Origin of the sequence: Ectopseudomonas composti, assembly GCF_900115475.1 — a bacterium.
In the GTDB taxonomy this organism is placed as follows: Bacteria; Pseudomonadota; Gammaproteobacteria; order Pseudomonadales; family Pseudomonadaceae; genus Aquipseudomonas; species Aquipseudomonas composti.
In genome coordinates this window covers 34,860-58,932 of sequence record NZ_FOWP01000009.1, presented here as the reverse complement: position 1 = coordinate 58,932, position 24,073 = coordinate 34,860, and the positions used below count along the sequence as shown (strand labels likewise).

Genomic DNA, 24,073 nt, shown 5'->3' with positions numbered 1-24,073 from the left:
TTCTTCCTGAACGCCATGGAGCACGTCGCGATAGCCTCAGGCCATCAGCGACTCACGACAAATCAACGAGTTATGTCACGATTCGATGCAGTGAAGGCGGCTGTAGTCAGCCCCCTTGAAAACTGCCGGAGATTACCACAAAGCGTGCCACACACCTACCCCGCGAAGGCGCGCGCACGGCAGGTTCAATGCAGGCGCTTGCGGCACATCAACCGCGCCATCTTGGCGCTATCAGGACGCTCGACCACACCCTTCTCGGTCACGATGTAGTCGACCAGATCAGCCGGCGTCACATCGAACACCGGGTTGACCGCATGCACGTCAGCCGCCACGCTATGACCTGCCACCTCCAGCAGCTCGCGGCCATCGCGCTCTTCGAGCAGGATGTCTTCGCCACTTTCCAGGCTCATGTCGATGGTCGAGCTGGGCGCCACCACCATCAGGCGCACACCATGATGCATGGCGTTGACCGCCAGTTGATAGGTACCGATCTTGTTGGCCACGTCACCATTGGCCGTGATGCGATCTGCCCCGACGATCACCCAGGTGATGCCCTTGGTCTTCATCAGATGAGCCGCCGCCGCATCAGCATTGAGACTGACCGGCACGCCATCGCCAGCTAGCTCCCAGGCGGTCAACCGGGCGCCCTGCAGCCAAGGGCGAGTCTCATCGACATAAATGTGCTCGACCAAACCCTCCAGATGCGCCGCGCGGATCACCCCGAGCGCCGTGCCGAAACCACCAGTGGCCAAAGCGCCGGCGTTGCAGTGGGTCAGCAATACCTGCGGATTGCCCTGATGCTTGCGGATCAGCTCCATGCCCAGTTGCGCCATGGTCAGATTGGCCTCGCGATCACTGACATGAATGCCGACCGCCTCGGCTTCGAGCAGCGCCAAGGCATCATCGCCATCCTTGAGCCGTACCAGGCGCTCACGCATGCGCTGCAGCGCCCAGAACAGATTGACCGCAGTCGGGCGCGACTGCTCTAGACAGGCAAAATCAGCCTCCAGCGCCTCGCGCCAGTCAGCGCCAGCTTGCGCCCGGGCACGCGCGCCCAACACCAGGCCATAAGCCGCAGCGATGCCAATGGCGGGCGCACCGCGCACCACCATGTCGCGAATCGCCTCGGATACCTCGGCAGCGGAATCAAAGCGCAACCAGGTCTGCCGGTGCGGCAGCAGGCGCTGATCGAGCAAATACAACGCGCCATCGCGCCACTCGATTGCCTGAACCTTCTCCACCGCCAGCAATTGCTCGCGCATCGCACACTCCATCCTACACCGCCAAAAAATCGCGGATTATACGCAGACCGGCAGGTGCCAGCCGAACAATCCGGCACGCCCTGACGACTTCAAGCTGCGCGCGTTCATCTATACACTGGCGGCCTTCCTTGCACTGATCAAGCCAGACGGACAATCCCCATGCCCGAAGCCCCTCTCGACCTGTTGCTGCTGCCCACCTGGCTGGTGCCCGTGGAGCCAGCCGGAGTGGTGTTACGCGATCACGGCCTGGGCATCCGCGACGGGCGCATCACGCTGATCGCGCCACGTGCAGAGGCACTGCGCCACCCGGCAACGGAAGTGCGCGAACTGCCACAATGCCTGCTCGCTCCGGGGCTGATCAACGCCCACGGGCATGCGGCGATGACGCTGCTACGCGGCATTGCCGATGACCTACCGCTGATGACCTGGCTGCACGAGCATATCTGGCCTGCCGAGAGTAAGTGGGTCGACGAGGATTTCGTCCGCGACGGCACCGATCTGGCCATCGCCGAACAGATCAAGGGCGGCATCAGTTGCTTCTCCGACATGTACTTCTACCCGCAGACCGCCGCCGAACGCGTGCATAACGCCGGCGTGCGTGCGCAAATCACCGTTCCTGTGCTGGACTTCCCGGTACCCGGCGCACTCAATGCCGCCGAAGCCCTACGTACGGGCCTGCAGCTGTTCGATGACCTCAAGCAGCACCCGCGCATCCGTATCGCCTTCGGCCCCCACGCGCCCTACACCGTCAGCGACGACAAGCTCGAGCAGATTCGCGTACTGGCCGATGAGCTGGACGCCGGCATTCATATGCACGTGCACGAAACCGCGCAGGAAGTGGCCGAGGCCGTCGCCAAGCACGGTGAACGCCCGCTGGCACGCCTGGCCCGCCTCGGCCTGCTCGGCCCGCGCTTTCAGGCCGTGCACATGACGCAGATCGATGATGAGGATCTGGCGCTGCTGGTGGAGCATAACTGCAGCATTGTGCATTGCCCCGAGTCCAACCTGAAACTGGCCAGCGGCTTCTGCCCGGTCGAGCGCCTGTGGCAAGCCGGCGTCAACGTCGCCATCGGCACCGACGGCGCCGCCAGCAACAACGACCTCGACCTGCTCGGCGAAACCCGTACCGCTGCCCTGCTGGCCAAGGCCGTTGCCGGCTCCGCCACCGCACTGAACGCGCATAGCGCCCTGCGCATGGCGACCTTGAACGGCGCCCGCGCACTGGGACTGGAAGCACAGACCGGCTCGCTGGAACTGGGCAAGCTGGCCGACGTGGTCGCATTCGACCTTTCCGGCCTGGCCCAGCAACCGATCTACGACCCGGTCTCGCAGCTCATCTATGCCAGCGGCCGCGACTGCGTGAAACACCTCTGGGTAGGCGGCAAGCAACTCTTGGACGATGGACGCCTGACCCGTATGGACGAAAGCGAGCTGATCGCCAAGGCCAGGGAATGGGGAACCCGGATTGCCAGCAAATAACACGGCGTATCCTCTCCCCAACCCTCTCCCATAAATGGGAGAGGGGGCAGACCGAGTATCAACGAAGTAGGTGAGCCGCCGATAAACCTTGGGCACGACAACATTCCCAAACACCTGCGACAAACTGACATACATTGAACGAATCCGCGCCGCCCCACGCCCGGTCTTAAACTGGCAACATAGCGGCGCTACGCTTTCCACGCTTTGAATAGAGATGCTTATGAGCAACGTCGACCGCGCCGAAATCGCCAAATTCGAGGCCCTGGCACACCGCTGGTGGGACCTGCAAAGCGAGTTCAAGCCTCTGCACGACATCAACCCGCTGCGGGTCAACTGGATCGACGAGCGCGTCGGCCTGGCCGGCAAACGCGTGCTGGACGTTGGTTGCGGCGGCGGCATCCTCAGCGAGTCCATGGCCCAACGTGGCGCTACTGTAACTGGCATCGACATGGGCGAGGCGCCGCTGTCGGTCGCCCAACTGCACCAGTTGGAGTCCGGCGTTGAAGTCGACTACCGGCAGATCACCGCCGAAGCCCTGGCCGAGGAAATGCCAGGCCAGTTCGATGTCGTCACCTGCCTGGAGATGCTTGAACACGTTCCCGACCCCTCCTCGGTCATCCGCGCCTGCTGCACACTGGTCAAGCCGGGCGGCCAGGTGTTCTTCTCCACCATCAACCGCAACCCCAAGGCTTACCTGTTCGCGGTGATCGGCGCCGAATACATCCTGCGCTTGCTGCCGCGCGGTACCCACGACTTCAAGAAGTTCATTCGCCCCTCCGAACTGGGCGCCTGGAGCCGCGCAGCCGGGCTTGAGGTCAAGGACATCATCGGCCTGACCTACAACCCGCTGACCAAACACTACAAACTGGAAGCCGACGTCGACGTCAACTACATGATCCAGACGCTGCGCAAGGAGTAGAACGCATGCGTTTGAAAGCAGTTCTTTTCGACATGGACGGCACCCTGCTGGACTCGGCGCCGGACTTCATCGCCATCACCCAGGCCATGCGTGCCGACCGCGGCCTGCCGCCACTGGCAGACAAGGCCATTCGTGACCAGGTATCCGGTGGTGCACGCGCGATGGTCGCCTGCGCCTTCGATGAAGCACCGGACTCGGCCGCCTTCGAAGCCCTGCGCCAGGAGTTTCTGGAGCGCTACCAGCAACACTGCGCCGTCCTCACCCGCCCGTTCGACGGTATCGAAACCCTACTCGACGACATCGAACAGGCGCGCCTGCTGTGGGGCGTCGCCACCAACAAGCCACTGCGCTACGCCGAGCCGATCATGCAGGGACTGAATCTGGCGACGCGCTCGGCGGTGCTGGTCTGCCCCGACCACGTCGAACAAAGCAAACCCGCGCCAGACATGCTGCTGCTTGCCTGCCAACAGATGGGGGTCAACCCCGAGGAAGTGCTGTTCATCGGCGACGACGCCCGCGACATCGAGTCCGGTCGCGCCGCCGGCTGCCGCACGGCAGCCGTGGCCTATGGCTATATCCACCCCGAAGACAACCCGCGCAACTGGGGCGCCGACGTGGTCGTGGATCACCCCCGGGAGCTGCGTGCGGTGCTCGATCGCGCGCTGTGCGGCTGCTGATCGCGTAGGGCGGTTGCAACCCGCCACTCTTCCATTTGGCGGGTTCCACCCGCCCTACCCCCAAGCGTTCTCCGAAGGATCTTCACATGTTCGACTACACCGCCCGCCCAGACCTGCTCAAGGATCGCGTCATCCTGATCACCGGTGCCGGCCGTGGTATCGGCGCGGCCGCCGCCAAGAGCTTCGCCGCACATGGCGCGACGGTGCTGCTGCTGGGCAAGACCGAAGCCAACCTGAGCCAGGTTTATGACGAGATCGAGGCGGCTGGTCATCCGCAGCCGGTGGTGATCCCCTTCAATCTGGAAACCGCCCTGCCGCATCAGTACGACGAACTGTCGGTGCTGATCGAAAACGAGTTCGGCCGCCTCGACGGCCTGCTGCACAATGCCTCGATCCTCGGCCCGCGTACGCCGCTGGAGCAACTGTCCGGCGACAATTTCATGCGCGTGATGCACGTGAACGTCAACGCCATGTTCATGCTCAGCAGCACCCTGCTGCCACTGCTCAAGCTATCGGAGGATGCCTCCGTCGCCTTCACCTCCAGCAGCGTCGGGCGTAAGGGCCGCGCGTACTGGGGCGCCTATGCGGTGTCCAAGTTCGCGACCGAGGGCCTGATGCAGGTCATGGCGGACGAGCTGGACGGTATCGCCAACGTTCGCGCCAACAGCATCAACCCCGGCGCAACCCGTACGGCCATGCGCGCCCAGGCCTACCCAGGAGAGAACCCGGCGACTCGCCCACTCCCCGAGGACATCATGCCGCTCTACCTCTACCTGATGGGCCCGGACAGCAAGGGCGTCAACGGCCAGGCGCTCGACGCCCAGTAAGCACCGTGCCATGACCCACCCCCATCAGCGGGTCATGGCACGACAAAAATCCGCCACAGCCCCCGCCGAGCGGCAGCACATTGCCAGCACTGCCGTCAGACAACCGGCAATCACTTGCCGCCCAGCACGACTGAAACAATATAAGTGACTGACTTCACAGGACTTTTACCCAATCTGAACCACCTGGCATGAAATTCGCTCTAACCCTCTCGTCGCACCATCGCGCCAGAGGTTCAGCTCCATGGTTCCCCCCAGCCAGTCCAACACCATCGATTTCGACGCTGCCAAATTGCAACGTCTCGGCTTCACCGGCACGCGTACGCTGCCACTGAAGCCCGCCAGCCTGGTCGAGCTGCGCCACCAACTGAGTCTGCAACTGCAGACCAGCCTGGATGTGGAACGAATCCTCAACCTGTTCTTTCGTGAAGTGCAGCGCCTAGTGCCGCTCGACGCGTTGGCTTTCCAGCATCCCTCGCATGACCTGCGCCTCGAGCTGGGCGAGCGTGCGCCCCACTCGGCCGGCTATCGCCTGAGCCATGAGGGTGCGTACCTGGGTGAGCTGATATTCCGCCGCAAGCAACGCTTCGCTGAAGATGAATTGGTCCAGCTGGAATCGTTGCTGGCCAGCCTGCTGTTCCCACTACGCAATGCCCTGCTCTACCGCACCGCCCTGCAAAGCGCCCTGCGCGACCCGCTGACCGACACCGGCAATCGCATCGCCATGGATCAGGTCCTGCAGCGCGAGGTGGACCTGGCCCGTCGCAACCTGCAACCGTTGTCGCTATTGATGCTCGATATCGACCACTTCAAGACCATCAACGACAACCACGGCCACGCGCTTGGCGATGAAGTGCTGAAAGCGGTCGCCCAGACCCTGAAGAACCAGCTGCGCAACATCGACATGGTGTTTCGCTATGGCGGCGAGGAGTTTCTGGTGGTTCTTTCCGGTACCAGCCGCGAAGGGGCCGCGCTGGTGGGCGAGCGCCTGCGCTTTGCCGTGATGGAGCTGCAATGCCTGGATGCCGGCCGCCCCATCGACGTGTCCATCAGCCTGGGCTGTTCCAGCCTGCTGCCGGGAGAGTCAAGCGAAAGCCTGTTACGCCGCGCCGACAACGCACTCTATGTGGCCAAGCGCGAAGGCCGTAATCGCCTGTCCATGGCCGGCTGAAAGACCGCGCTGCGTAGCCCGGATGAAATCCGGGAACGCTCTAGAAGCATGGTTCAGGTTGTATCTGCACCAGAATGAAAAAGGGACTCCGCGGAGTCCCTTTTTTCGTTTATCAGCGCTTGCGACCGAAGCCCGGGCGCTGACCATCACCAGAAGGTGGGCGCTTACCAGGCGCCGTCGGGCGCGGCTTGCGCGCCGGACGGTCGGCCAACTCCACGGACGGACGCGGCTGACGCTTCTTCACATCGTTCGGACGCTCCGCCACCGGTGTGCCACGGCCATTCTCACGGCGCTCACCACCCTCTTTACGCGGACCACGCGGCGCGCGCTGCTCAGCATCTTCACGGCGTGGTGTACGACTCGGGCGCGCACTCTCGGCACCGGCCTCGTCTTTTGCCGGACGCAACACCCGCTTGCCACGCACCTCTACCGGCTTGGCCGACTTGCGCTGCAGGCGATCGAGCTTCTCGCGGGTCTTTTCCTTCATCGCCGGCAGCGCCTGCGGGGTAAGGCCGACTTCAGCGCTGAGGATATCCACTTCGCGCTGCTCCATTTCCCGCCAGCGGCCCATGGTCAGCTCGGAGGTGAGGAACACCGGACCGAAGCGCACGCGCTTCAGACGGCTGACCACCAGGCCTTGGGACTCCCACAGACGACGCACCTCACGGTTGCGCCCTTCCATCACCACGCAGTGGTACCAGTGGTTGAAGCCTTCACCGCCGGGCGCTTCCTTGATATCGGTGAACTTGGCCGGGCCATCCTCGAGCATCACACCGTTCTTGAGGTTTTCCAGCATTTCCTCGGTGACTTCGCCACGCACACGCACCGCATATTCGCGGTCCATCTGATAAGAAGGGTGCATCAGGCGGTTGGCCAGCTCACCATCGGTGGTGAACAGCAACAAGCCGGTGGTGTTGATATCGAGGCGACCGATGTTGATCCAACGGCCCTCTTTGGGGCGCGGCAGGCGGTCGAAGACGGTGGGCCGCCCTTCCGGGTCGTCACGGGTGCAAATCTCGCCATCCGGCTTGTTGTAGATCAGCACGCGGCGTACCGAGCCGGTGATTTCTTCGCGTTTGAGCAAGCGACCGTCGAGGGCGATGGCGTCGTTGGCATCGACGCGCTGACCCAGGGTCGCGGCAGCGCCATTGACCTTGACCCGACCTTCGGCGATCCACGTCTCGATCTCGCGACGCGAAGCAAGGCCAAGGCGAGCCAGGACTTTCTGCAGTTTCTCGCCTGCAGGACGCGGTTGTTCGTGCTCAGTCATCTTGGGCACCTCCCGGTGTAGTAGTTGATGATCGAAGGGCGCGCATCATACGCGCTGTGGAGCTCATAGGGTAGACGATGCTGCCGCATTCGCCTGGCCATGGCTTGCAAGACGGCGCGAGGCGCGGCGCCTGCACGAGCATGCGATCAATACTTGCGGCGCCCGGTTGCCTCCAGCGCCAGCAGACGCATAGCGGCTTCGGCCAGCAAAGCCAGGCGCTCGCCCTTGCCCAGCCGCTTCCATCCCTTGATCTCCTGGCGACTGCGGCCGCAACCGAGGCAGATGTCCTTTTCGAATTCACAGACCTTGATGCACGGACTCTTGCTCATTGGATCTCCTGGACCGCAAAGGGTCGAACGAGCGCAAGAATAAAGGCCAAGTGACAAACAGCGAGATTGAAGTATTCGATAAACGGCTTAAACGATCTCAATGCAACGGCTGATCGCCGTCCAGGTCGGCCAGATCATCTTCGACCGTTTCATCCTCTTCTTCCTCGGCCAAGCGCAGGTCATCGAAATCGGTTTTGAGTCCTTGCTCCATGGTATCCAGCTCAGCCAGCAGGCTGCGGAAGTTGGTTTCCTCGCGAGGTTCGGCGGCTTCGCCATCGTCCTGCAAGAGCAGATCGGCGCGTGCCTGCAGCCCAGCCGGTACCTCGGCGTCGTCATCCAGCGCCAGCTCAGGCTCTGGCTCCAGCTCGCGCAGGGCAGCGAGCGGCGGCAGTTCGTCGAGACTCTTCAGGTTGAAGTGATCGAGAAAGCCCTTGGTCGTGGCGAACATCGCCGGGCGACCCGGCACATCGCGATAACCCACCACGCGAATCCACTCGCGTTCGAGCAGGGTCTTGGTGATGTTGCTGTTGACTGCCACACCGCGCACGTCCTCGATCTCGCCACGCGTGATTGGCTGGCGATAGGCAATCAGCGCCAGGGTTTCCAGCAGCGCACGGGAATAACGCTGCGGGCGCTCCTCCCAGAGCCGGCCGACCCAGGGGGCAAAGCGTTCACGTACCTGCAAACGATAGCCCGAGGCAACTTCCTTCAACTCGAAAGCGCGGCCATCGCAGGACTTACGCAAAATCTCCAGCGCCTTCTTGAACTGCTCGGGCTCAGGCCGCTCAGCCTCTTCGAAGAGTTCGAAAAGACGCTCGAGCGACTGCGCCTTGCCGGAAGCCAGGAGAAAGGCTTCGAGCAACTGGGCCAGGTCTTTGGGGTCGTTCAGGTTCATTCGGCGCGGGCTCGGACATGGATGACGGCGAAGGGCTCATTCTGCACCAGCTCGACCAGGGATTCCTTGATCAATTCGAGTACCGCCATGAAGGTCACCACCACGCCAAGCCGGCCCTCCTCGGCGGTAAACAGTTCGGCGAAAGGCACGAACGCCCCGCCTTTGAGGCGCTCCAGCACTTCACTCATGCGCTCGCGGGTGGACAGGGCCTCACGGGTCACCTGGTGGCTTTCGAACATGTCGGCACGGCGCAGCACCTCGGCCATCGACAGCAGCACTTCTTCCAGGCTCACATCCGGCAGCAGCTTGCGCGCCCTGGCTTCGGGCGCATCCAGTTTCGGTACGGTCACGTCGCGGCCGACGCGCGGCAGTTCATCGACACTCTCGGCAGCGGCCTTGAAGCGCTCGTATTCCTGCAGGCGGCGGATCAACTCGGCGCGCGGATCGTCCTCTTCTTCCTCAACGTCGGCCGAACGCGGCAACAGCATGCGCGACTTGATCTCGGCGAGCATGGCGGCCATGACCAGGTATTCGGCGGCCAGCTCCAGGCGCACCGACTTCATCAATTCGACATAGCCCATGTACTGCTTGGTGATTTCGGCCACCGGGATGTCGAGGATGTCGATATTCTGTTTGCGAATCAGATAGAGCAGCAGATCCAACGGCCCCTCGAAGGCCTCGAGGAAGACCTCCAGCGCATCCGGGGGAATATAGAGGTCCAGCGGCAGCTCGGTGACCGCCTCGCCATACACCAGGGCGAACGGCAGCTCCTGCTGGGCGCCGGCCTGGCTGTCCACTGTTGGCGTGGCGGGATCACTCATCGACTGGCGCTCCTTCAACGATAATTCAGGCCCATGGCCATGCGCACTTCGGCCAGGGTTTCACGCGCTTCGTCACGTGCACGCTCGGCCCCCTCGGCGAGGATACTGCGCACCAGGTCGGGGCTGTCCTCATAATCGATGGCACGCTGCTGCAGGGGCGCGAGTTCGCTCTGCAGAGACGAGCACAGCGCGCTCTTGCATTCGAGGCAACCAATCGAGGCGCTGCGACAGCCGTCCAGGACCCAGTGCAGTTGCTCGTCATTGGAATAGAGCTGATGCAGCGGCCAGACCGGACAGCGTTGCGGCTCACCCGGATCGTCACGGTGCACCCGCGCTGGATCGGTGGGCATGCGCCGCAGCTTTTCCTCGAGTTCTGCATCGCTATCGCGCAGGAATATCGCATTGCCACTGGACTTGGCCATCTTCTGCCCATCCAGCCCAGGTACTCGCGAGCACTCCGAAACGATCGACTGCGGCTCGCCCAGGATTACCTTGCCACCACCTTCCAGATAACCGTAGAGACGCTCCTGATCGCCCAGGGTGATGCTGGTCTGCTCCTTGAGCAAGGCGCGCGCCGTCTCCAGCGCCTGTACATCGCCCTGTTCCTGATAGGCCTTGCGCAGGTTGCTGTAGAGCTTGCCGACCTTCTTGCCCAGCTTGCCGATGGCGGCCTCGGCCTTGCGCTCGAAATCCGGCTCGCTGCCGTATAGATGGTTGAAGCGGCGCGCCACTTCACGGGCAAATTCGATGTGGGGGAGCTGATCGGCACCTACCGGCACCTGACCGGCGCGATACAACAGGATATCTGCTGCCTGTAGCAGCGGGTAACCGAGGAAACCGTAGGTCGAGAGATCCTTGCCGCTATGGCGCTCCTGCTGCTCCTTGTAGGACGGCACGCGCTCGAGCCAACTGAGCGGGCAGATCATCGACAGCAGCAAATGCAGTTCGGCATGTTCCGGCACCTGCGACTGCACGAACAGCGTCGCGGAGCTGGGGCTTACGCCTGCCGCCAACCAGTCCACCGCCATGTCCATGACGTGCTGGGAAAGCTGGCCGGCGTCGGCGTACTCGGTGGTCAGGGCATGCCAGTCGACGATGCAGAAAAAGCAGTCGTATTCGTGCTGCAACTTGACCCAGCTCTTCAGCACACCCTGATAGTGCCCAAGATGCAGACGACCGCTCGGACGCATCCCTGAAAGCACCCGACGTTCGAAGTCGTTAAAGCTCAAACCGTTCTATCCAAATTCCAGACAAGGCCACGGAGTATAGGGTAGCTGCAGCCACAACGGAAAAGGCAGTGTCAGGGATGTTCTGAAGAAGCGATTTATCGTCACTCCCGCGGAAGGCGGGAGTCCAGGTCATTCGAAGATTCTGGATGCCCGCCTGCGCGGGCATGACGGCTTTTTTCGGGCTTACCTCAGAGATCCTTGAACGGCGTCGGATCGCCGCAACCGACACGCAGCACTTCAGGGCTGTCGTCGGCAAGATTGACCACGGTAGAGGCCTCCAGCCCGCCAAAACCACCATCGATGATCAGGTCGACATGGTGCTCGAGGATCTGGCGCATTTCGTAGGGATCGGACATTGGCAATTCATCGCCTGGCATGATCAGGCTGACGCTCATCAACGGCTCGCCCAGTTGCTCCAGCAACGCCAGGGCGATGGGATGACTGGGAATACGGATGCCGATGGTGCGACGCTTGGGGTGCAGCAGCATGCGCGGCACTTCGCGAGTGGCGTTGAGGATGAAGGTGTAGGGCCCCGGGGTGTGATTCTTCAGCAGGCGAAAGGAGGCGGTGTCGACCTTGGCAAACAGACCGATCTGCGAAAGGTCGCGGCAAACCAGCGTGAAGTTGTGCTTGTCGTCGAGCTGACGCAGGCGACGAATGCGCTCTACCGCATTCTTGTCGCCAATGGCGCAGCCCAGTGCGTATGAGGAATCAGTCGGATAAACCACCACCCCGCCGCCACGAATGATTTCCACGGCCTGTTTTACCAGGCGTGCCTGTGGGTTTTCCGGATGAATCTGGAAAAATTGACTCACACTTGCTCCCTGCTCATGAAGTGACAGCGGATGGCTGTGCATGTTCGAAGCGCTCCCAGAGCGCGGTCAGGTCATCGGGCAACGGGCGGTACATGCCCAGCTCGGACCAGTCGCCCGGCGCGTGGAAATCACTGCCGACACTGGCCATCAAGCCGAACTCACGCGCCAGAATCGCCAGGCCACCGATTTGCTCGGCTGGCTGCATGCCATTGACCACTTCCAGGGCATGACCACCGGCCGCAGCGAAGTCGGCCACCAGGCGTCGACGCTTACTCCGAGTAAAGTCGTACTGCCACGGATGCGCCAGGCTGATCCAGGCCCTGGCCGAGCGTAAGGTGGCGACGGTTTCTTCCAACATAGGCCAATGCTGCTTGACGTCACCCAACTTGCCCGAGCCCAGCCATTTACGGAACGCCTCGGCGCGATCACGCACGTGACCGGCGCGCACCAGAAAATCGGCGAAGTGCGGACGCGCCGGCGCGTTACCGCTGTCACCCAGTTCCTGCTGGACAGCGCGCGCGCCCTCCAGGGCGCCAGGCATGCCTTTGGCTGCCAGGCGTCGGTCGATTTCCTCGGCACGTTGCCAGCGCCCGTGATGCAAGGCCTCGATGGCAGCACACAGCGCCGGTGCCTCGCGTTCGAAGGCATAGCCCAACACGTGAATGGTCGCCCCGCCCCAGGTACAGGACAATTCGATGCCATTGACCAACTGCATGCCTAGCGGCTCGGCAGCGCCACGTGCTTCATCGAGGCCTTCCAGGGTGTCATGATCAGTCAGCGCCAGCATCCGCACACCACGCTCATGCGCCCGGGCCACCAGTACGGCGGGAGCCAGGGCGCCATCGGAGGCGGTGCTGTGGCAGTGAAGATCGACAATCATGGCGGCGCTTTCGTTGAGATTGATGTTTGTTATTATGCCTCACATTAGCCTCAAGGCTGTTGCCGTGTGGCGCAAAGGTTTCACTTCCTCCCCCGCTTCGACCCCAAATAAGGATTGAGATGCTCTACGCCATCATCGCCACCGACGTCGAAAACTCCCTGGAAAATCGCCTGGCTACCCGCCCCGCTCACCTCGCCCGTCTGGAGCAGCTGAAGCAGGAAGGTCGCCTGCTGCTGGCCGGCCCGCACCCGGCCGTCGACAGCAACGATCCGGGCCCAGCGGGTTTCAGCGGCAGCCTGGTGGTTGCCGAGTTCGACTCCCTCGAAGCCGCACAGAAGTGGGCCGATGCCGACCCTTACCGCACCGCTGGCGTATATGCCAACGTTCTGGTCAAACCCTTCAAGAAAGTGCTGCCCTGAATACAGGGTCACCAACGCTGCTCTCGCATACAAGGAATCGCGATGCGCTCGATCCCGCTGTCCCTGCTGGTCACCGTGTTGCTGACCTGCGCTTCGGCGCAGGCAGAGGAAGAGTTCGCTCAACCGCCCGCTCCGGCGGCAAGTGTCGATAACCAGCGCCAGGAATTGGAACAGCGCCTGGCGCAAAGCGAGCAACTGCGCAACGAGCAGCAAGCGAGCAGCGCCGTGCAACTGCAACGCCTGCGCCAGGAAAACCAGCGCCTGCGCATGCAACTCAAGGAAAGCCAGGCCCAGGCCAGGCCACAACTGCTCAGCGAGGAGCAGACCTGGTTTGCCCTCGGCGCTGCTCTCAGCCTGGTGTCGATGGTGCTCGGTGCGCTGTTGCGCGGTCGGCGCAAGACCCGTCGCGAGTGGATCAACTAAGCCATGAGCCGTCTTCTGCTGATCGATGACGACCAGGAACTCTGCGAGCTGCTGGCCAGCTGGCTGACCCAGGAAGGCTTTCAGGTCACCGCTTGCCACGAGGCCAGCGGCGCCCGTCAGGCCCTCGTCACGCAAGCGCCTGATGCCGTGGTGCTGGACGTGATGTTGCCGGACGGCAGCGGTCTGGAGCTACTCAAACAGTTGCGTGGCGAGCACCCGGACCTGCCGGTGCTGATGCTCTCTGCCCGTGGCGAGCCGCTGGACCGCATCCTGGGGTTGGAGTTGGGCGCCGACGACTACCTGGCCAAACCCTGCGACCCACGCGAGCTGACCGCACGCCTACGTGCCGTGCTGCGTCGCACCGTACCCGCTCCGGCCAGCAGCCAGCTGGAACTGGGTGACCTCAGCTTCAGCCCCAATCGCGGCGTGGTCAGCATCGGCGAGCACGACATCCCCCTGACCCTTTCCGAAAGCCGCCTGCTCGAGGCCTTGCTGCGCCAGCCGGGCGAACCGGTGGACAAACAGGTCCTGGCGCAACTCGCTCTGGGCCGCAAGCTGACCCTCTACGACCGTAGCCTGGACATGCACGTGAGCAACCTGCGCAAGAAGCTCGGCCCACACCCGGATGGTCGCCCGCGCATTCTCGCCCTGCGCAGCCGTGGCTATTACTACGCGCAGTAAGCGCGCCTTGGCGTTGCGTAAATAACCCGCAACATTGCCTTTACCCAAGCTTTACCCACGCCTGACTGCCCTTGACCTTGACCGCCGCATACTGAGCCCATCCGGTCGTTACCGGTTTCGAGACAAGGAGAATCACCATGCGTAAGACCCTCACCGCACTGCTGCTCGCTGCCACCCTGCCGACCCTGGCCTTCGCCATGCCCGACGGTGGCCCGCGCCACCATGATCGCGACCACGGCATGTTCAAGGAGCTGAACCTGAGCAAGGAACAGCGCCAGGAATTTCGCAAACTGATGGGCGAGCAGATGAAGACCCATCGCGACATCACCAAGCGCTACCTGGACAAGCTGCCGGAAGCCGAGAAGCAGGCCATGAGGAAGGAGCTGGACAAGGCCCGCGCCGACCAGCACAAGGCACTGCGTGACCTGCTCAACCCCGAACAGCAGAAGGCCTTCGACGAGCACCAGAAGAAAATGCAGGCCCGCCGCGCCGAAATGGCCGAGTTCAAGGCCTGGAAGGCCGAGAAGGATGGCAAAAGCAACTAATTCATAGCCCTTGACCCGCCGCCGCGCTCTCTGAGCCCGGCGGCTTTTGCATGAGGAATCACCGTGCGTTCACTGTTCTGGCGCATTCTGGCGAGCTTCTGGCTGGCCATCGCTCTGGTGGCAGGCCTGTCGCTGCTGCTCGGTCGCGCCCTCAATCAGGACGCCTGGATCCTGAACCTGCACCCGGGCCTGGATGGCCTCGACAGCAAATGGGTCAAGCGCTACGAACAGCAGGGGCCGGAAGCTGCCCAGGATTTCCTCGAGCAGCGCAAACGCAAGTACCGCATCGACACCCAAGTGCTTGGCGAGAGCGGCCAGCAACTGGTCAAGGGTACCTTTCCATCACGCGCCGCCGCCTTCGAGGCACGCCACGGCGATGACCGTCGCCTGCCCTGGCGCCGCCTGACTGCCGAGTACACCAGCCCGGAAAGCGGCGAAAGCTATCTGTTCATCTACCGCATCCCACACCCTGAGCTGGCGGCCTGGCATCGCGGCAGCCTGTTCTGGCCCCTCAGTGCCATCGCTATCGCCCTAGTGGTACTGACGCTGTTCAGCCTGATGCTGACACTGTCGATCACCCGTCCACTGGATCGCCTGCGCGGCGCCGTGCATGACCTCGGCCAGACCGCCTACCAGCAGAACAGCCTGGCTCGCCTGGCCACCCGCCGCGACGAGCTGGGCCTGCTGGCCAAGGATTTCAATCGCATGGGCGAGCGCCTGCAGGGGTTGATCGGCAGCCAGCGCCAGCTGCTGCGCGATGTTTCCCACGAACTGCGTTCGCCCCTGGCGCGCCTACGCATCGCCCTAGCCCTGGCGGAGCGCGCCGACGCGGCGGAGCGAGAAAGACTCTGGCCGCGCCTGAGTCAGGAATGTGACCGGCTGGAAGCGCTGATCAGCGAAATTCTTGCCCTGGCGCGCCTGGACGCAGACCCGGGCGCAGCGCAAGCCGTCGACCTGAGCGCCTTGATCGACAATCTGCAGGGCGACGCGCGCCTGACAGCCCCGCAACAGCAGCTACAGATCGATCTCGACCCAGACGCACGCCTGGAAGGCTGGCCGGACATGCTGGAGCGCGCTCTGGACAACCTGCTGCGCAACGCCTTTCGCTTCAGTCCGGCAGATCGACCGGTCGTTCTCAATATGCAGCGCCAGGGGGCAAACGTAATGCTAAGCGTGCGCGACCATGGCCCTGGCGTGGCCAGCGAGCACCTGCAGCAGTTGGGCAAACCCTTCTTTCGCGCGCCCGGTCAGAGCAGCGCCGGCCACGGCCTCGGGCTGGCCATCGCCCGCCGCGCCGCGCAGCGCCATGGCGGCGAGTTGCTGCTGGCAAACCACCCAGAGGGCGGCTTCGTCGCCACGCTCAGCCTGCCGGCCAGACAGCAGGCAAGCTGAGCGCGTTTCGCTCAGCCTTCCCAGGCGCTGACGAAGTCCTCGACCACCACGTCTGGGGCGCGACGCAGCTCACGCTCCGGCGTGCCGAGGTAGAGATAGGCGATGATCTGTTCGTCCGCCGCCAGGCCCAGGCCTTTGCCCACGTGGGCGTCGTAGGCCATGTCCCCGGTGCGCCAGACTGCGCCGATGCCCTGAGCATGCGCAGCCAACAACATGCCGTAAGCCGCACAACCAGCCGCGATCACCTGCTCGCAGGCCGGCACCTTGGGGTGAGCCTGAACGCGGGCGATCACCACCACCAGCAATGGCGCGCGCAGCGGCATGCCACGTGCCTTGTTCAGAGCCTCAGGCGACACCTGGGCATCGGCGACCTGCAGAGCCTCAGCGAACAGCTCGCCCATGCGCTCACGCGCCGGCCCTTCGATCGTCAGAAAACGCCAGGGCCGCAGTTGAGCATGATCCGGTGCGCGCAGGGCGGCACGAAACAGCAGGTCACGCTGTGCGGTATCCGGGGCCGGTTCGACCAGTCGGGGAACGGAAACACGGTTGAGCAGAGCGTCGAGAGCGTCCATCGGCCACCTCCTAAGACAAAGAGGGCGCATTCTCAATGCTGCAAGCTGCAAGCTGCAAGCTGACCAATGCACGGAGCGGATGTCAGAAGTCTGTCGAGCCGTAGCCCGAATGCAATCCGGGGGTCGCTGGTCCCGGATTGCATCCGGGCTACACACTGGCTTGCAACCTGTGGTTTATGGCTGCTCTCAGGCGACGCGATCAGGCGATATGACCGGTTGCACGGGCGGCGTCAGCGGCGGCAGACCGTAAGCCTTACGCGCATCGTCGCAACGCGGATTGTGCTCACCGTTCGCCCATGACGCTTCGAACTCACGACAGCTACTCGAGCGCTGTTCGTACATGGTGCAACGCACGCCACAACCGACGTCGCCCAGCAGTTGTGTGCAACGTGCCGGTTTGCTCTCGGTGCCACGCATGGCGACGTAGTGAGGGCTGATCTGGATGACCTGCTCGTCCGGAACGCTACCGCCCGCGGATTGGCACTCGCCCCAGAAGAAGGACACACGAAAAAACGCGCAGCAGGCGCCGCACGTGAGGCAGGGATTAGCTTCGGACATTTGAGGAGAACTCGGAAACCGACGGACGCCGGCAACTGGCGGCTATTCTATGCTTGGTAATGCGCTTGTAAAGCCCCTACACCAGGCATATGTGAAACTTCGGCGCCCTGTTAAAAACAGCCTGGATTGCAGCGGTTTACAGCCGCCCGTCCGCGGGTAGAATGGCGCACTTTTACAACCCGCCAGAGCCCTCTAAATGGCCTTGCCGACGCTACGTATCATCGGTTTTATCATCGGCATATTCCTGATTACCCTGGCGATCAGCATGGCCATCCCCATGCTGACGCTGCTGATCTTCGAACATCCAGAAGATCTCAACGCCTTTCTCTGGTCCAGCCTGATCACTCTGGTCGCCGGCCTTGCACTGGTCATACCCGGTCGCCCGCAGAACGCCCAACTGCGCCCGCGTGACATGTACCTGCTGACCACCGGCAGCTGGTCCGTGGTGTGCGCGTTCGCCGCCCTGCCGCTGATGCTGATCGCCCATATCAGCTACACCGACGCCATCTTCGAAACCATGTCCGGCATTACCACTACGGGCTCCACCGTGCTGACCGGGCTGGATAGCATGTCGCCCGGCATTCTGATCTGGCGCTCGATGCTGCACTGGCTCGGCGGCATCGGCTTCATCGGCATGGCCGTGGCGATTCTGCCGCTGCTGCGCGTCGGTGGCATGCGCCTGTTCCAGACCGAATCCTCGGACTGGGGCGAGAAGGTGATGCCCCGCTCGCACATGGCCGCCAAGTACCTGTTGCTGATCTATCTGGCCCTGACACTGCTCGGTTTTCTGGCCTTCTGGGCAGCGGGCATGAGCCCCTTCGACGCCATCAATCACTCCATGGCATCGATTTCCACGGGCGGGTTCTCCACCTCCGACGCATCCCTGGCGCACTGGCCGGAGCCCGCCGTACATTGGACGGCAGTGGTGCTGATGCTGCTCGGCGGCATGCCCTTCATGCTCTATGTCGCCTTCGTTCGCGGCAATCGCCAGGCGCTGTTCAAGGACCATCAGGTGCGCGGCTTCATCGGCTTCCTGCTGCTGACCTGGCTAGTTTTCGGCACCTGGCTGTGGATCAACTCGGACTATGCCTGGCTCGACGCCTTGCGCATCGTCGCGGTGAACGTCACCTCGATCGTCACTACCACCGGCTTCGCCCTCGGCGACTACACCACCTGGGGCAGCTTCGCCGTCCTGCTGTTTTTCTACCTGACCTTCGTCGGCGGCTGCTCTGGCTCGACATCCGGTGGTTTGAAGATCTTCCGCTTCCAGGTCGCCTACGTGCTGCTCAAGGCCAACCTGATGCAGCTGGTGCACCCGCGCGCGATGATCAAGCAGCAGTACAACAACCACAATCTGGATGAAGAGATCGTCCGCTCGCTGATCACCTTCTCCTTCTTCTTCACCATCACCATCGGCGTGCTGGCCCTGGCCCTGACCCTGGTCGGACTGGATTGGGTCACCGCGCTGACGGGCGCTGCCACCGCGGTGTGTAACGTCGGCCCCGGACTTGGACCGATCATAGGTCCGGCCGGCAATTTCGCCAGCCTGCCGGATTCGGCCAAGTGGCTACTCAGTGCCGGCATGCTGCTCGGCCGCCTGGAAATTCTGACCGTACTGGTGCTGGTCACCCGTAGTTTTTGGAAGCACTGACCGATGCCCTTAGCCAGCCTGCGCATCCTCGCCTTCATCAACGGCATCTTCCTCGTCACCCTGGCGCTGAGCATGCTGGTGCCGGTGATCACCCTGCTGATCTTCGAACAACCGCAGGGCATCAATGCCTTTCTCTGGTCGAGCCTGATCACTGCGCTCGTCGGCATCGCCATGATCGCCCAGGGCCGGCCCCAGCAAACGCAGTTGCGCCCACGCGACATGTACATGCTGACGGTGTCGAGCTGGGTGATGGTGTCGATATTCGCGGCCTTGCCGTTCATCTTCGCCGAGCGCGCGAGCATCACCGATGCCTATTTTGAAAGCATGTCCGGCATCACCGCCACCGGTGCCACGGTGTTCAGCGGCCTCGACGACATGTCGCCCGGCACCCTGATCTGGCGCTCACTACTCCATTGGCTGGGCGGCATCGGCTTCATCGGCATGGCCGTGGCGATCCTGCCGATCCTGCGTATCGGTGGCATGCGTCTGTTCCAGACCGAGTCATCGGACCGCTCGGAAAAGGTCATGCCGCGCTCGCACATGGTGGCCAAGTACATGGTGCTGGCCTATCTCGGCCTCAGCACCCTTGCCGTGCTGGCATTCTGGTGGGCCGGCATGGGCCTGTTCGATGCGATCAACCATGCCATGTCGGCGATCGCCACCGGCGGTTTCTCCACCTCGGATGCCTCGCTGGGCAAATGGCAACAGCCGGCGATTCACTGGGTCGCCATCGTGGTGATGGTGCTCGGCAGCCTGCCGTTCGTGCTCTATGTCAGCACCCTGCGCGGCAACTACCGCGCACTGTTTCGCGACGCCCAGGTGCGTGGCTTCCTGATACTGCTGGTGGGCAGCTGGTTCGTGCTGGCGGGGTGGAAATGGCTCACCAGCGACCTGTATTGGCTCGATGCGCTGCGCCTGGTGGCGGTGAACATCACCTCGATCATGACCACCACCGGTTTCGCCGTGGGCGATTACCACCTGTGGGGCCCGTTCGCCAGCATGATGTTCTTTTACCTGGGCTTCGTCGGCGGTTGCTCCGGCTCCACCGCCGGCGGCCTGAAGATCTTCCGTTTTCAGGTTGCCTACATCCTGCTCAAGGCCAACCTCAAGCAGCTCATTCACCCGCGTGCGGTGATCAAGCAGCAGTACAACCGCCACCGGCTGGATGAAGACATCGTCCGGTCGATCCTGGCCTTCGCCTTCTTCTACACCATCACCATCGCCACCCTGGCGCTGGCGGTGGCAATGTGTGGCGTGGACTGGATCACCGCCCTGACCGGCGCCGCAGCGATGGTTTCCGGCGTCGGCCCGGGCATGGGCGAGATGGTCGGCCCTGCCGGCAACTATGCCGCGATTCCCGACATGGCCAAGTGGTTGCTGAGTTTCGGCATGCTGCTCGGGCGCCTGGAAATCCTCACCGTGCTGGTGCTGTTGTTCCCGGCCTTCTGGCGCCATTGATCGACAGCTGAATCTCAGCCGGCCAGGCCACGCCGCCCCCGGTACTCGCCCGGCGTTTCTCCGAACCAGCGGCGAAAAGCCCTGAAAAAGTTGCTCGGGTCAGCGAAACCAAGCAGGTAGGCGACCTCGAGCAGGGTCAGGTCGACCTGGCCGAGATACTGCTCGGCCAGTTCTCGGCGCGTATCGTCGAGCAACTGCTGATAGCTGGTGCCCTCTTCCTGCAGGCGCCGCTGCAAGGTGCGCTGCGACAGATGCAGCGCCTGCGCCACCACCTCGCGGCGCGGTTCACCCTGGGGCAACAGGCGGCACAGCACCTGGCGTGCCTGATGGGTGACACGACTGCTGCAGAAACGCGCCAGGTACTCGCCAGCAAAACGATCATGCAGTTGCGCCAGCGCCTCGTTGGCACTGGGCAGCGGCGCCTCCAGATCCGCCCGTTCGAAGATCAGTTCATAGCGCTCGGCGTTGAACCTCAATGGCGCCTGGAACACCTGCTGATAAGGCGCCAGCTCAGCCGGCGCAGGGCCTTGCAGGCGAACCTCGCGCGGGCGGATCGGTTTGCCGGTCATCCAGCGGCAGAACGCCAGGCAATACGCTATCGAAGCCTCCGCGCTCTGCCGCGCTGGCGGCAGGCGATCGCCGTGAATGGCCAGGCTAAGTGCGTAGCCGTCGGGTTGTGGCAGGAAATTCAGGTCCGCCCCTTCACCGATGATGCGCTGATAACGCACCAGGCGAGTGAAACCGTCGCGCAGGTTGCGGCTGGACATAAGCGCGTAACCCACCACATGAAAGGACGCCGGACGCACCACCTGCGCCATGTTCAGACCGATGGCCGGGTTGCCCGACAACGCCACAGCGCGCTGCCACAGGCGGGTCATGCCGTCCTGCGGGAAACGTGCATCCGGGTCGTTCAGCGCGGCGTAATCCATACCCAGCTCGGCGAACAGACCGACGCAGTCCACGCCGCCCAGCTCCAGCGCCTGCACGATGGCCAATGCCCAGTTGGAAGAGGTGGTTCGTTCACTCATCGTCTTGTTCTTATGATCAATCAGCAAGGCCATGCTTGGCGGCGCAAGGATACTAGACTGGCACCTTAAGTCAGTGGCCCACGGAGACAGCGCATTTACACTGACAGTGACAATAACAGGAGGTGCGCCATGACCGCCCAGACCACCGAACGCTACCAGAGCTTCGCCGAGTTCTACCCCTACTACCTGCAGGAGCACAGCAATCCCGTGTGCCGCCGCCTGCACTACGTTGGCAGCCTGCTGGTGCTGACTATCCTCGCCTATGCCCTGTTCAGCCAACAATGGCTGTGGCTGCTGGCCATGCCGCTGGCCGGTTACGGCTTCGCCTGGGTCGGTCATTTCGTCTTCGAGAAAAACCGCCCGGCGACCTTCGATTACCCGCTGTACAGCCTGATGGGCGACTGGGTGATGCTCAAGGATGCCTTTACCGGTCGCATCCGCTTCTAGCCGGCGGCCACACGCGCCTCAAAAAGCATTACCGTCACTCCCGCGTAGGCGGGAGTCTAGGTGGTACAGGTCTTTTGGATTCCCGCCTGCGTGGGAATGACGGTGGTTTAACCTATCGTTGGCCGTGTTTACACACATTCCCATAACAACAAGAACGAGAAAAGCCATGAATAGCCGAGCCCGCTTCACCCATATGCAAGACGGCCAGGCCGAGGATTGGGCCATCATCGCCCAGGACTTCGCCGCCTACGCCGCTGAATTGCCCGCGCGCATCCTTGCCCACCTGCGCCTGCTCGACGGCGATTTCGGTGGTTTTCCGGTCGACCGTCTGACTCACTCACTGCAGACCGCGACCCGCGCCCATCACGACGGCCGCGACGAGGAGTACGTGATCTGCGCGCTGCTGCACGACATCGGCGACACGCTCGGCAGCTACAACCACCCGGACATCGCCGCGGCCATCCTCAAGCCTTTCGTCAGCGCCGAGAACCTCTGGATGGTGGAGAAGCACGGCATCTTCCAAGGCTATTACTTCTTCCACCACCTGGGCATGGATCGTCACCTGCGCGAGCAGTTCAAGGACCACCCGCAGTACCAGGCAACCATCGAATTCTGTGCCAAGTACGACGCCGCCGCCTTCGACCCGGATTACCAAAGCCTACCGCTGAGCTTCTTCGAACCCATGCTGCAGCGGGTCTTCGCCCGGCCGAAGAACTCCATTTACCTGGCCGCCATGGACCGCGCCAGCGCCTGACCGCTGGCCACTGTTGCGCCACCGTTCGGCGGCCGTGCTTGGCTGGCCGCCACCCCCTTGGTTATGATCCCCGCCCAGCGAGCCTCTGGCTCAGGTCTTGCAGACCAGCCAGGCGTCCAGCAGAGACGCCAGAAATCCAGCAGGGACAGTTCCAGCAGATGAAGCCAGCAACCACCAGCCGTGCCAACGGGCTGCCGACGCCACCGTTGCGCGAATACTATTCGCGCGTGCTGGCCTATATCGCCACGGCTGCCAGCATCGCTGCCGGCACCTACGTGGGCCACTTCGGCTACGACATCCTGTGGATGGTGCCCTACGCCCTGCTCTATCCCCATCTGGCACACAACCTGAGCCGCCGCTTCAAGCGCGACTACCCCGCACAGACCGATCTCGCCCTGCTGTTCTTCGATGCGTTGCATGTTGGTGCAGCCTGCGTGTTGCTCGGTTTCTCTGCCGTGCCCAGCCTGATGTTCCTGTTGATCCTCTGCTTCAGCGCCCTGGTCATCGGCGGCATGCGCTACCTGGGCCTGGCACTGCTGGTGGCTGCCAGCGGCATGGCACTGTGCGCTGCGCTGATCGAGGTTCACCCCAAGCCTGACACCCCAACCCCGGTGGCACTGGTCAGCATCCTCTTCGCCACCCTGTACATCTGCATCACCGCCTATTTCGTCAACCAGCAGGGCCTGCGCCTGGCCCAGGTGCGCAGCGAGATCAAGCGCGAGCAGGAAAAAGCCGCACGCCTGGCGCGCAACCTGGCGAAGTACCTGTCACCGCAGGTCTGGGAGTCGATCTTCACAGGCAAGAAGAGCGTGCGCCTGGAAACCCAGCGCAAGAAGCTCACGGTGTTCTTCTCCGACATCAAGGGCTTCACCGAGCTGTCGGAAGAGTTGGAAGCCGAAGCGCTGACCGACCTGCTCAACACCTACCTCAACGAAATGTCGAAGATCAGCCTGAAATACGGCGGCACCATCGACAAGTTCATCGGTGACTGCGTGATGGTGTTCTTCGGCGACCCCAGCAGCAACGGCGCCAAGAAAGATGCCGTAGCAGCGGTGTCCATGGCCATCGCCATGCGCAAGCACATGAAGGTGCTACGCCAGCAGTGGCGCGCCCAGGGCATCACCAAACCACTGGAAATCCGCATGGGCCTGAATACCGGCTATTGCACGGTGGGTAACTTCGGCGCCGATACGCGCATGGACTACACCATCATCGGTCGCGACGTGAACCTCGCCAGTCGCCTGGAAAGCGCTGCAGAATCCGGCGAGATCCTGATCTCCCACGAGACCTATTCGCTGGTCAAGGACGTGATCATGTGCCGCGATAAGGGCCAGATCACCGTCAAGGGCTTCACCCGCCCGGTGCAGATCTACCAGGTGGTGGACTTCCGTCGCGACCTCGGCGCGACCTCCAGCTACGTCGAGCACGAGCTGCCGGGCTTCTCCATGTACCTAGATACCAATGGCATTCAGAACTTCGACAAGGAGCGGGTGATCCAGGCGCTCAACCAGGCGGCCGAGAAGCTGCGTGACAAGGTCATTCTCTGAAGTGAACTACCTGGGGGCGCTGCGCGA

General features: G+C 62.9%; 26 protein-coding genes. 15 read left to right on the top strand and 11 right to left on the bottom strand.

Annotated elements, in window-relative coordinates; genetic code table 11:
- Positions 1-185 precede the first annotated feature (185 nt).
- Positions 186-1,262 carry an S-methyl-5-thioribose-1-phosphate isomerase gene (gene mtnA, locus BM059_RS16560; RefSeq protein WP_074940140.1) on the bottom strand — a complete coding sequence of 359 codons (1,077 nt, stop codon included), beginning with the start codon at positions 1,260-1,262 and terminating at the stop codon, positions 186-188.
- Positions 1,263-1,421: 159 nt separating this feature from the next.
- Between mtnA and BM059_RS16555 the strand changes: the two genes are divergently transcribed.
- The 5 genes from BM059_RS16555 (at position 1,422) to BM059_RS16535 (ending at position 6,332) form a co-directional block, all read left to right on the top strand.
- A complete protein-coding gene (locus tag BM059_RS16555; protein ID WP_139220751.1) occupies positions 1,422-2,741 on the top strand; it encodes a TRZ/ATZ family hydrolase in 1,320 nt (439 codons plus the stop codon).
- Between the two features lie 220 nt (positions 2,742-2,961).
- Positions 2,962-3,660, top strand: a complete 699-nt coding sequence (ubiG, locus tag BM059_RS16550; RefSeq protein WP_037002367.1) for a bifunctional 2-polyprenyl-6-hydroxyphenol methylase/3-demethylubiquinol 3-O-methyltransferase UbiG — start codon at positions 2,962-2,964, stop codon at positions 3,658-3,660.
- Positions 3,661-3,665: 5 nt separating this feature from the next.
- A complete protein-coding gene (gene mupP / locus BM059_RS16545; protein ID WP_074940135.1) occupies positions 3,666-4,337 on the top strand; it encodes an N-acetylmuramic acid 6-phosphate phosphatase MupP in 672 nt (223 codons plus the stop codon).
- Positions 4,338-4,423: 86 nt separating this feature from the next.
- Complete coding sequence (locus tag BM059_RS16540; RefSeq protein ID WP_037002370.1) at positions 4,424-5,164, top strand: YciK family oxidoreductase; 741 nt, start codon at positions 4,424-4,426, stop codon at positions 5,162-5,164.
- A 241-nt stretch (positions 5,165-5,405) separates the two neighbouring features.
- Positions 5,406-6,332 (top strand): GGDEF domain-containing protein, encoded by a 927-nt coding sequence (locus BM059_RS16535; RefSeq protein ID WP_037002371.1) that lies wholly within the window; start codon positions 5,406-5,408, stop codon positions 6,330-6,332.
- Between the two features lie 112 nt (positions 6,333-6,444).
- On the opposite strand, the gene rluB is transcribed toward BM059_RS16535, so the two are convergent.
- From rluB to BM059_RS16500, 7 genes are all read right to left on the bottom strand, one after another.
- Positions 6,445-7,602 carry a 23S rRNA pseudouridine(2605) synthase RluB gene (rluB, locus tag BM059_RS16530; RefSeq protein ID WP_074940133.1) on the bottom strand — a complete coding sequence of 386 codons (1,158 nt, stop codon included), beginning with the start codon at positions 7,600-7,602 and terminating at the stop codon, positions 6,445-6,447.
- A gap of 146 nt (positions 7,603-7,748) precedes the next feature.
- On the bottom strand, positions 7,749-7,931 hold the full coding sequence (locus BM059_RS16525) for a DUF1289 domain-containing protein (protein WP_074940130.1): 183 nt from the start codon (positions 7,929-7,931) through the stop codon (positions 7,749-7,751).
- Between the two features lie 97 nt (positions 7,932-8,028).
- Entirely contained in the window at positions 8,029-8,826 is a 798-nt protein-coding gene (gene scpB, locus BM059_RS16520; RefSeq protein ID WP_074940128.1) for an SMC-Scp complex subunit ScpB, read from the bottom strand.
- Positions 8,823-9,647, bottom strand: a complete 825-nt coding sequence (locus tag BM059_RS16515) for a segregation and condensation protein A (RefSeq protein ID WP_037002378.1) — start codon at positions 9,645-9,647, stop codon at positions 8,823-8,825. The genes scpB and BM059_RS16515 overlap by 4 nt, the downstream gene beginning before the upstream one ends.
- Before the next feature lie 14 nt (positions 9,648-9,661).
- Positions 9,662-10,876, bottom strand: a complete 1,215-nt coding sequence (locus tag BM059_RS16510) for a tryptophan--tRNA ligase (RefSeq protein WP_074940126.1) — start codon at positions 10,874-10,876, stop codon at positions 9,662-9,664.
- Between the two features lie 188 nt (positions 10,877-11,064).
- A complete protein-coding gene (locus BM059_RS16505) occupies positions 11,065-11,691 on the bottom strand; it encodes an L-threonylcarbamoyladenylate synthase (RefSeq protein ID WP_139220750.1) in 627 nt (208 codons plus the stop codon).
- 13 nt (positions 11,692-11,704) lie between these two features.
- Positions 11,705-12,571 (bottom strand): PHP domain-containing protein, encoded by an 867-nt coding sequence (locus BM059_RS16500; protein ID WP_037002387.1) that lies wholly within the window; start codon positions 12,569-12,571, stop codon positions 11,705-11,707.
- Between the two features lie 119 nt (positions 12,572-12,690).
- Here BM059_RS16500 and BM059_RS16495 point away from each other — a divergent pair, with 119 nt between their 5' ends.
- The 5 genes from BM059_RS16495 (at position 12,691) to BM059_RS16475 (ending at position 16,031) form a co-directional block, all read left to right on the top strand.
- A complete protein-coding gene (locus BM059_RS16495) occupies positions 12,691-12,990 on the top strand; it encodes a YciI family protein (protein ID WP_074940120.1) in 300 nt (99 codons plus the stop codon).
- A 42-nt stretch (positions 12,991-13,032) separates the two neighbouring features.
- Complete coding sequence (locus BM059_RS16490) at positions 13,033-13,413, top strand: SH3 domain-containing protein (protein WP_074940119.1); 381 nt, start codon at positions 13,033-13,035, stop codon at positions 13,411-13,413.
- Positions 13,414-13,416: 3 nt separating this feature from the next.
- Entirely contained in the window at positions 13,417-14,094 is a 678-nt protein-coding gene (locus tag BM059_RS16485; protein WP_074940117.1) for a response regulator transcription factor, read from the top strand.
- 137 nt (positions 14,095-14,231) lie between these two features.
- The gene (locus tag BM059_RS16480; RefSeq protein ID WP_074940114.1) at positions 14,232-14,639 is read left to right on the top strand and encodes a Spy/CpxP family protein refolding chaperone; all 408 of its coding nucleotides are present in this window, start codon (positions 14,232-14,234) and stop codon (positions 14,637-14,639) included.
- Between the two features lie 63 nt (positions 14,640-14,702).
- On the top strand, positions 14,703-16,031 hold the full coding sequence (locus tag BM059_RS16475) for a sensor histidine kinase (RefSeq protein ID WP_074940112.1): 1,329 nt from the start codon (positions 14,703-14,705) through the stop codon (positions 16,029-16,031).
- 11 nt (positions 16,032-16,042) lie between these two features.
- Here BM059_RS16475 and BM059_RS16470 read toward each other — a convergent pair whose 3' ends face one another.
- On the bottom strand, positions 16,043-16,603 hold the full coding sequence (locus BM059_RS16470) for a nitroreductase family protein (protein WP_074940109.1): 561 nt from the start codon (positions 16,601-16,603) through the stop codon (positions 16,043-16,045).
- Positions 16,604-16,789: 186 nt separating this feature from the next.
- Positions 16,790-17,161 (bottom strand): YkgJ family cysteine cluster protein, encoded by a 372-nt coding sequence (locus BM059_RS16465; RefSeq protein WP_037002400.1) that lies wholly within the window; start codon positions 17,159-17,161, stop codon positions 16,790-16,792.
- Between the two features lie 196 nt (positions 17,162-17,357).
- Between BM059_RS16465 and BM059_RS16460 the strand changes: the two genes are divergently transcribed.
- A complete protein-coding gene (locus BM059_RS16460) occupies positions 17,358-18,812 on the top strand; it encodes a TrkH family potassium uptake protein (RefSeq protein WP_074940107.1) in 1,455 nt (484 codons plus the stop codon).
- 3 nt (positions 18,813-18,815) lie between these two features.
- Entirely contained in the window at positions 18,816-20,270 is a 1,455-nt protein-coding gene (locus BM059_RS16455; protein WP_074940104.1) for a TrkH family potassium uptake protein, read from the top strand.
- A gap of 14 nt (positions 20,271-20,284) precedes the next feature.
- Here BM059_RS16455 and BM059_RS16450 read toward each other — a convergent pair whose 3' ends face one another.
- The gene (locus tag BM059_RS16450; protein WP_074940416.1) at positions 20,285-21,298 is read right to left on the bottom strand and encodes an AraC family transcriptional regulator; all 1,014 of its coding nucleotides are present in this window, start codon (positions 21,296-21,298) and stop codon (positions 20,285-20,287) included.
- Between the two features lie 129 nt (positions 21,299-21,427).
- Between BM059_RS16450 and BM059_RS16445 the strand changes: the two genes are divergently transcribed.
- The 3 genes from BM059_RS16445 (at position 21,428) to BM059_RS16435 (ending at position 24,046) form a co-directional block, all read left to right on the top strand.
- On the top strand, positions 21,428-21,745 hold the full coding sequence (locus tag BM059_RS16445; RefSeq protein ID WP_074940102.1) for an Mpo1-like protein: 318 nt from the start codon (positions 21,428-21,430) through the stop codon (positions 21,743-21,745).
- 166 nt (positions 21,746-21,911) lie between these two features.
- Entirely contained in the window at positions 21,912-22,499 is a 588-nt protein-coding gene (locus BM059_RS16440) for an HD domain-containing protein (RefSeq protein ID WP_074940099.1), read from the top strand.
- A 158-nt stretch (positions 22,500-22,657) separates the two neighbouring features.
- Complete coding sequence (locus BM059_RS16435) at positions 22,658-24,046, top strand: adenylate/guanylate cyclase domain-containing protein (protein WP_037002409.1); 1,389 nt, start codon at positions 22,658-22,660, stop codon at positions 24,044-24,046.
- The last annotated feature ends 27 nt before the right edge of the window (positions 24,047-24,073 follow it).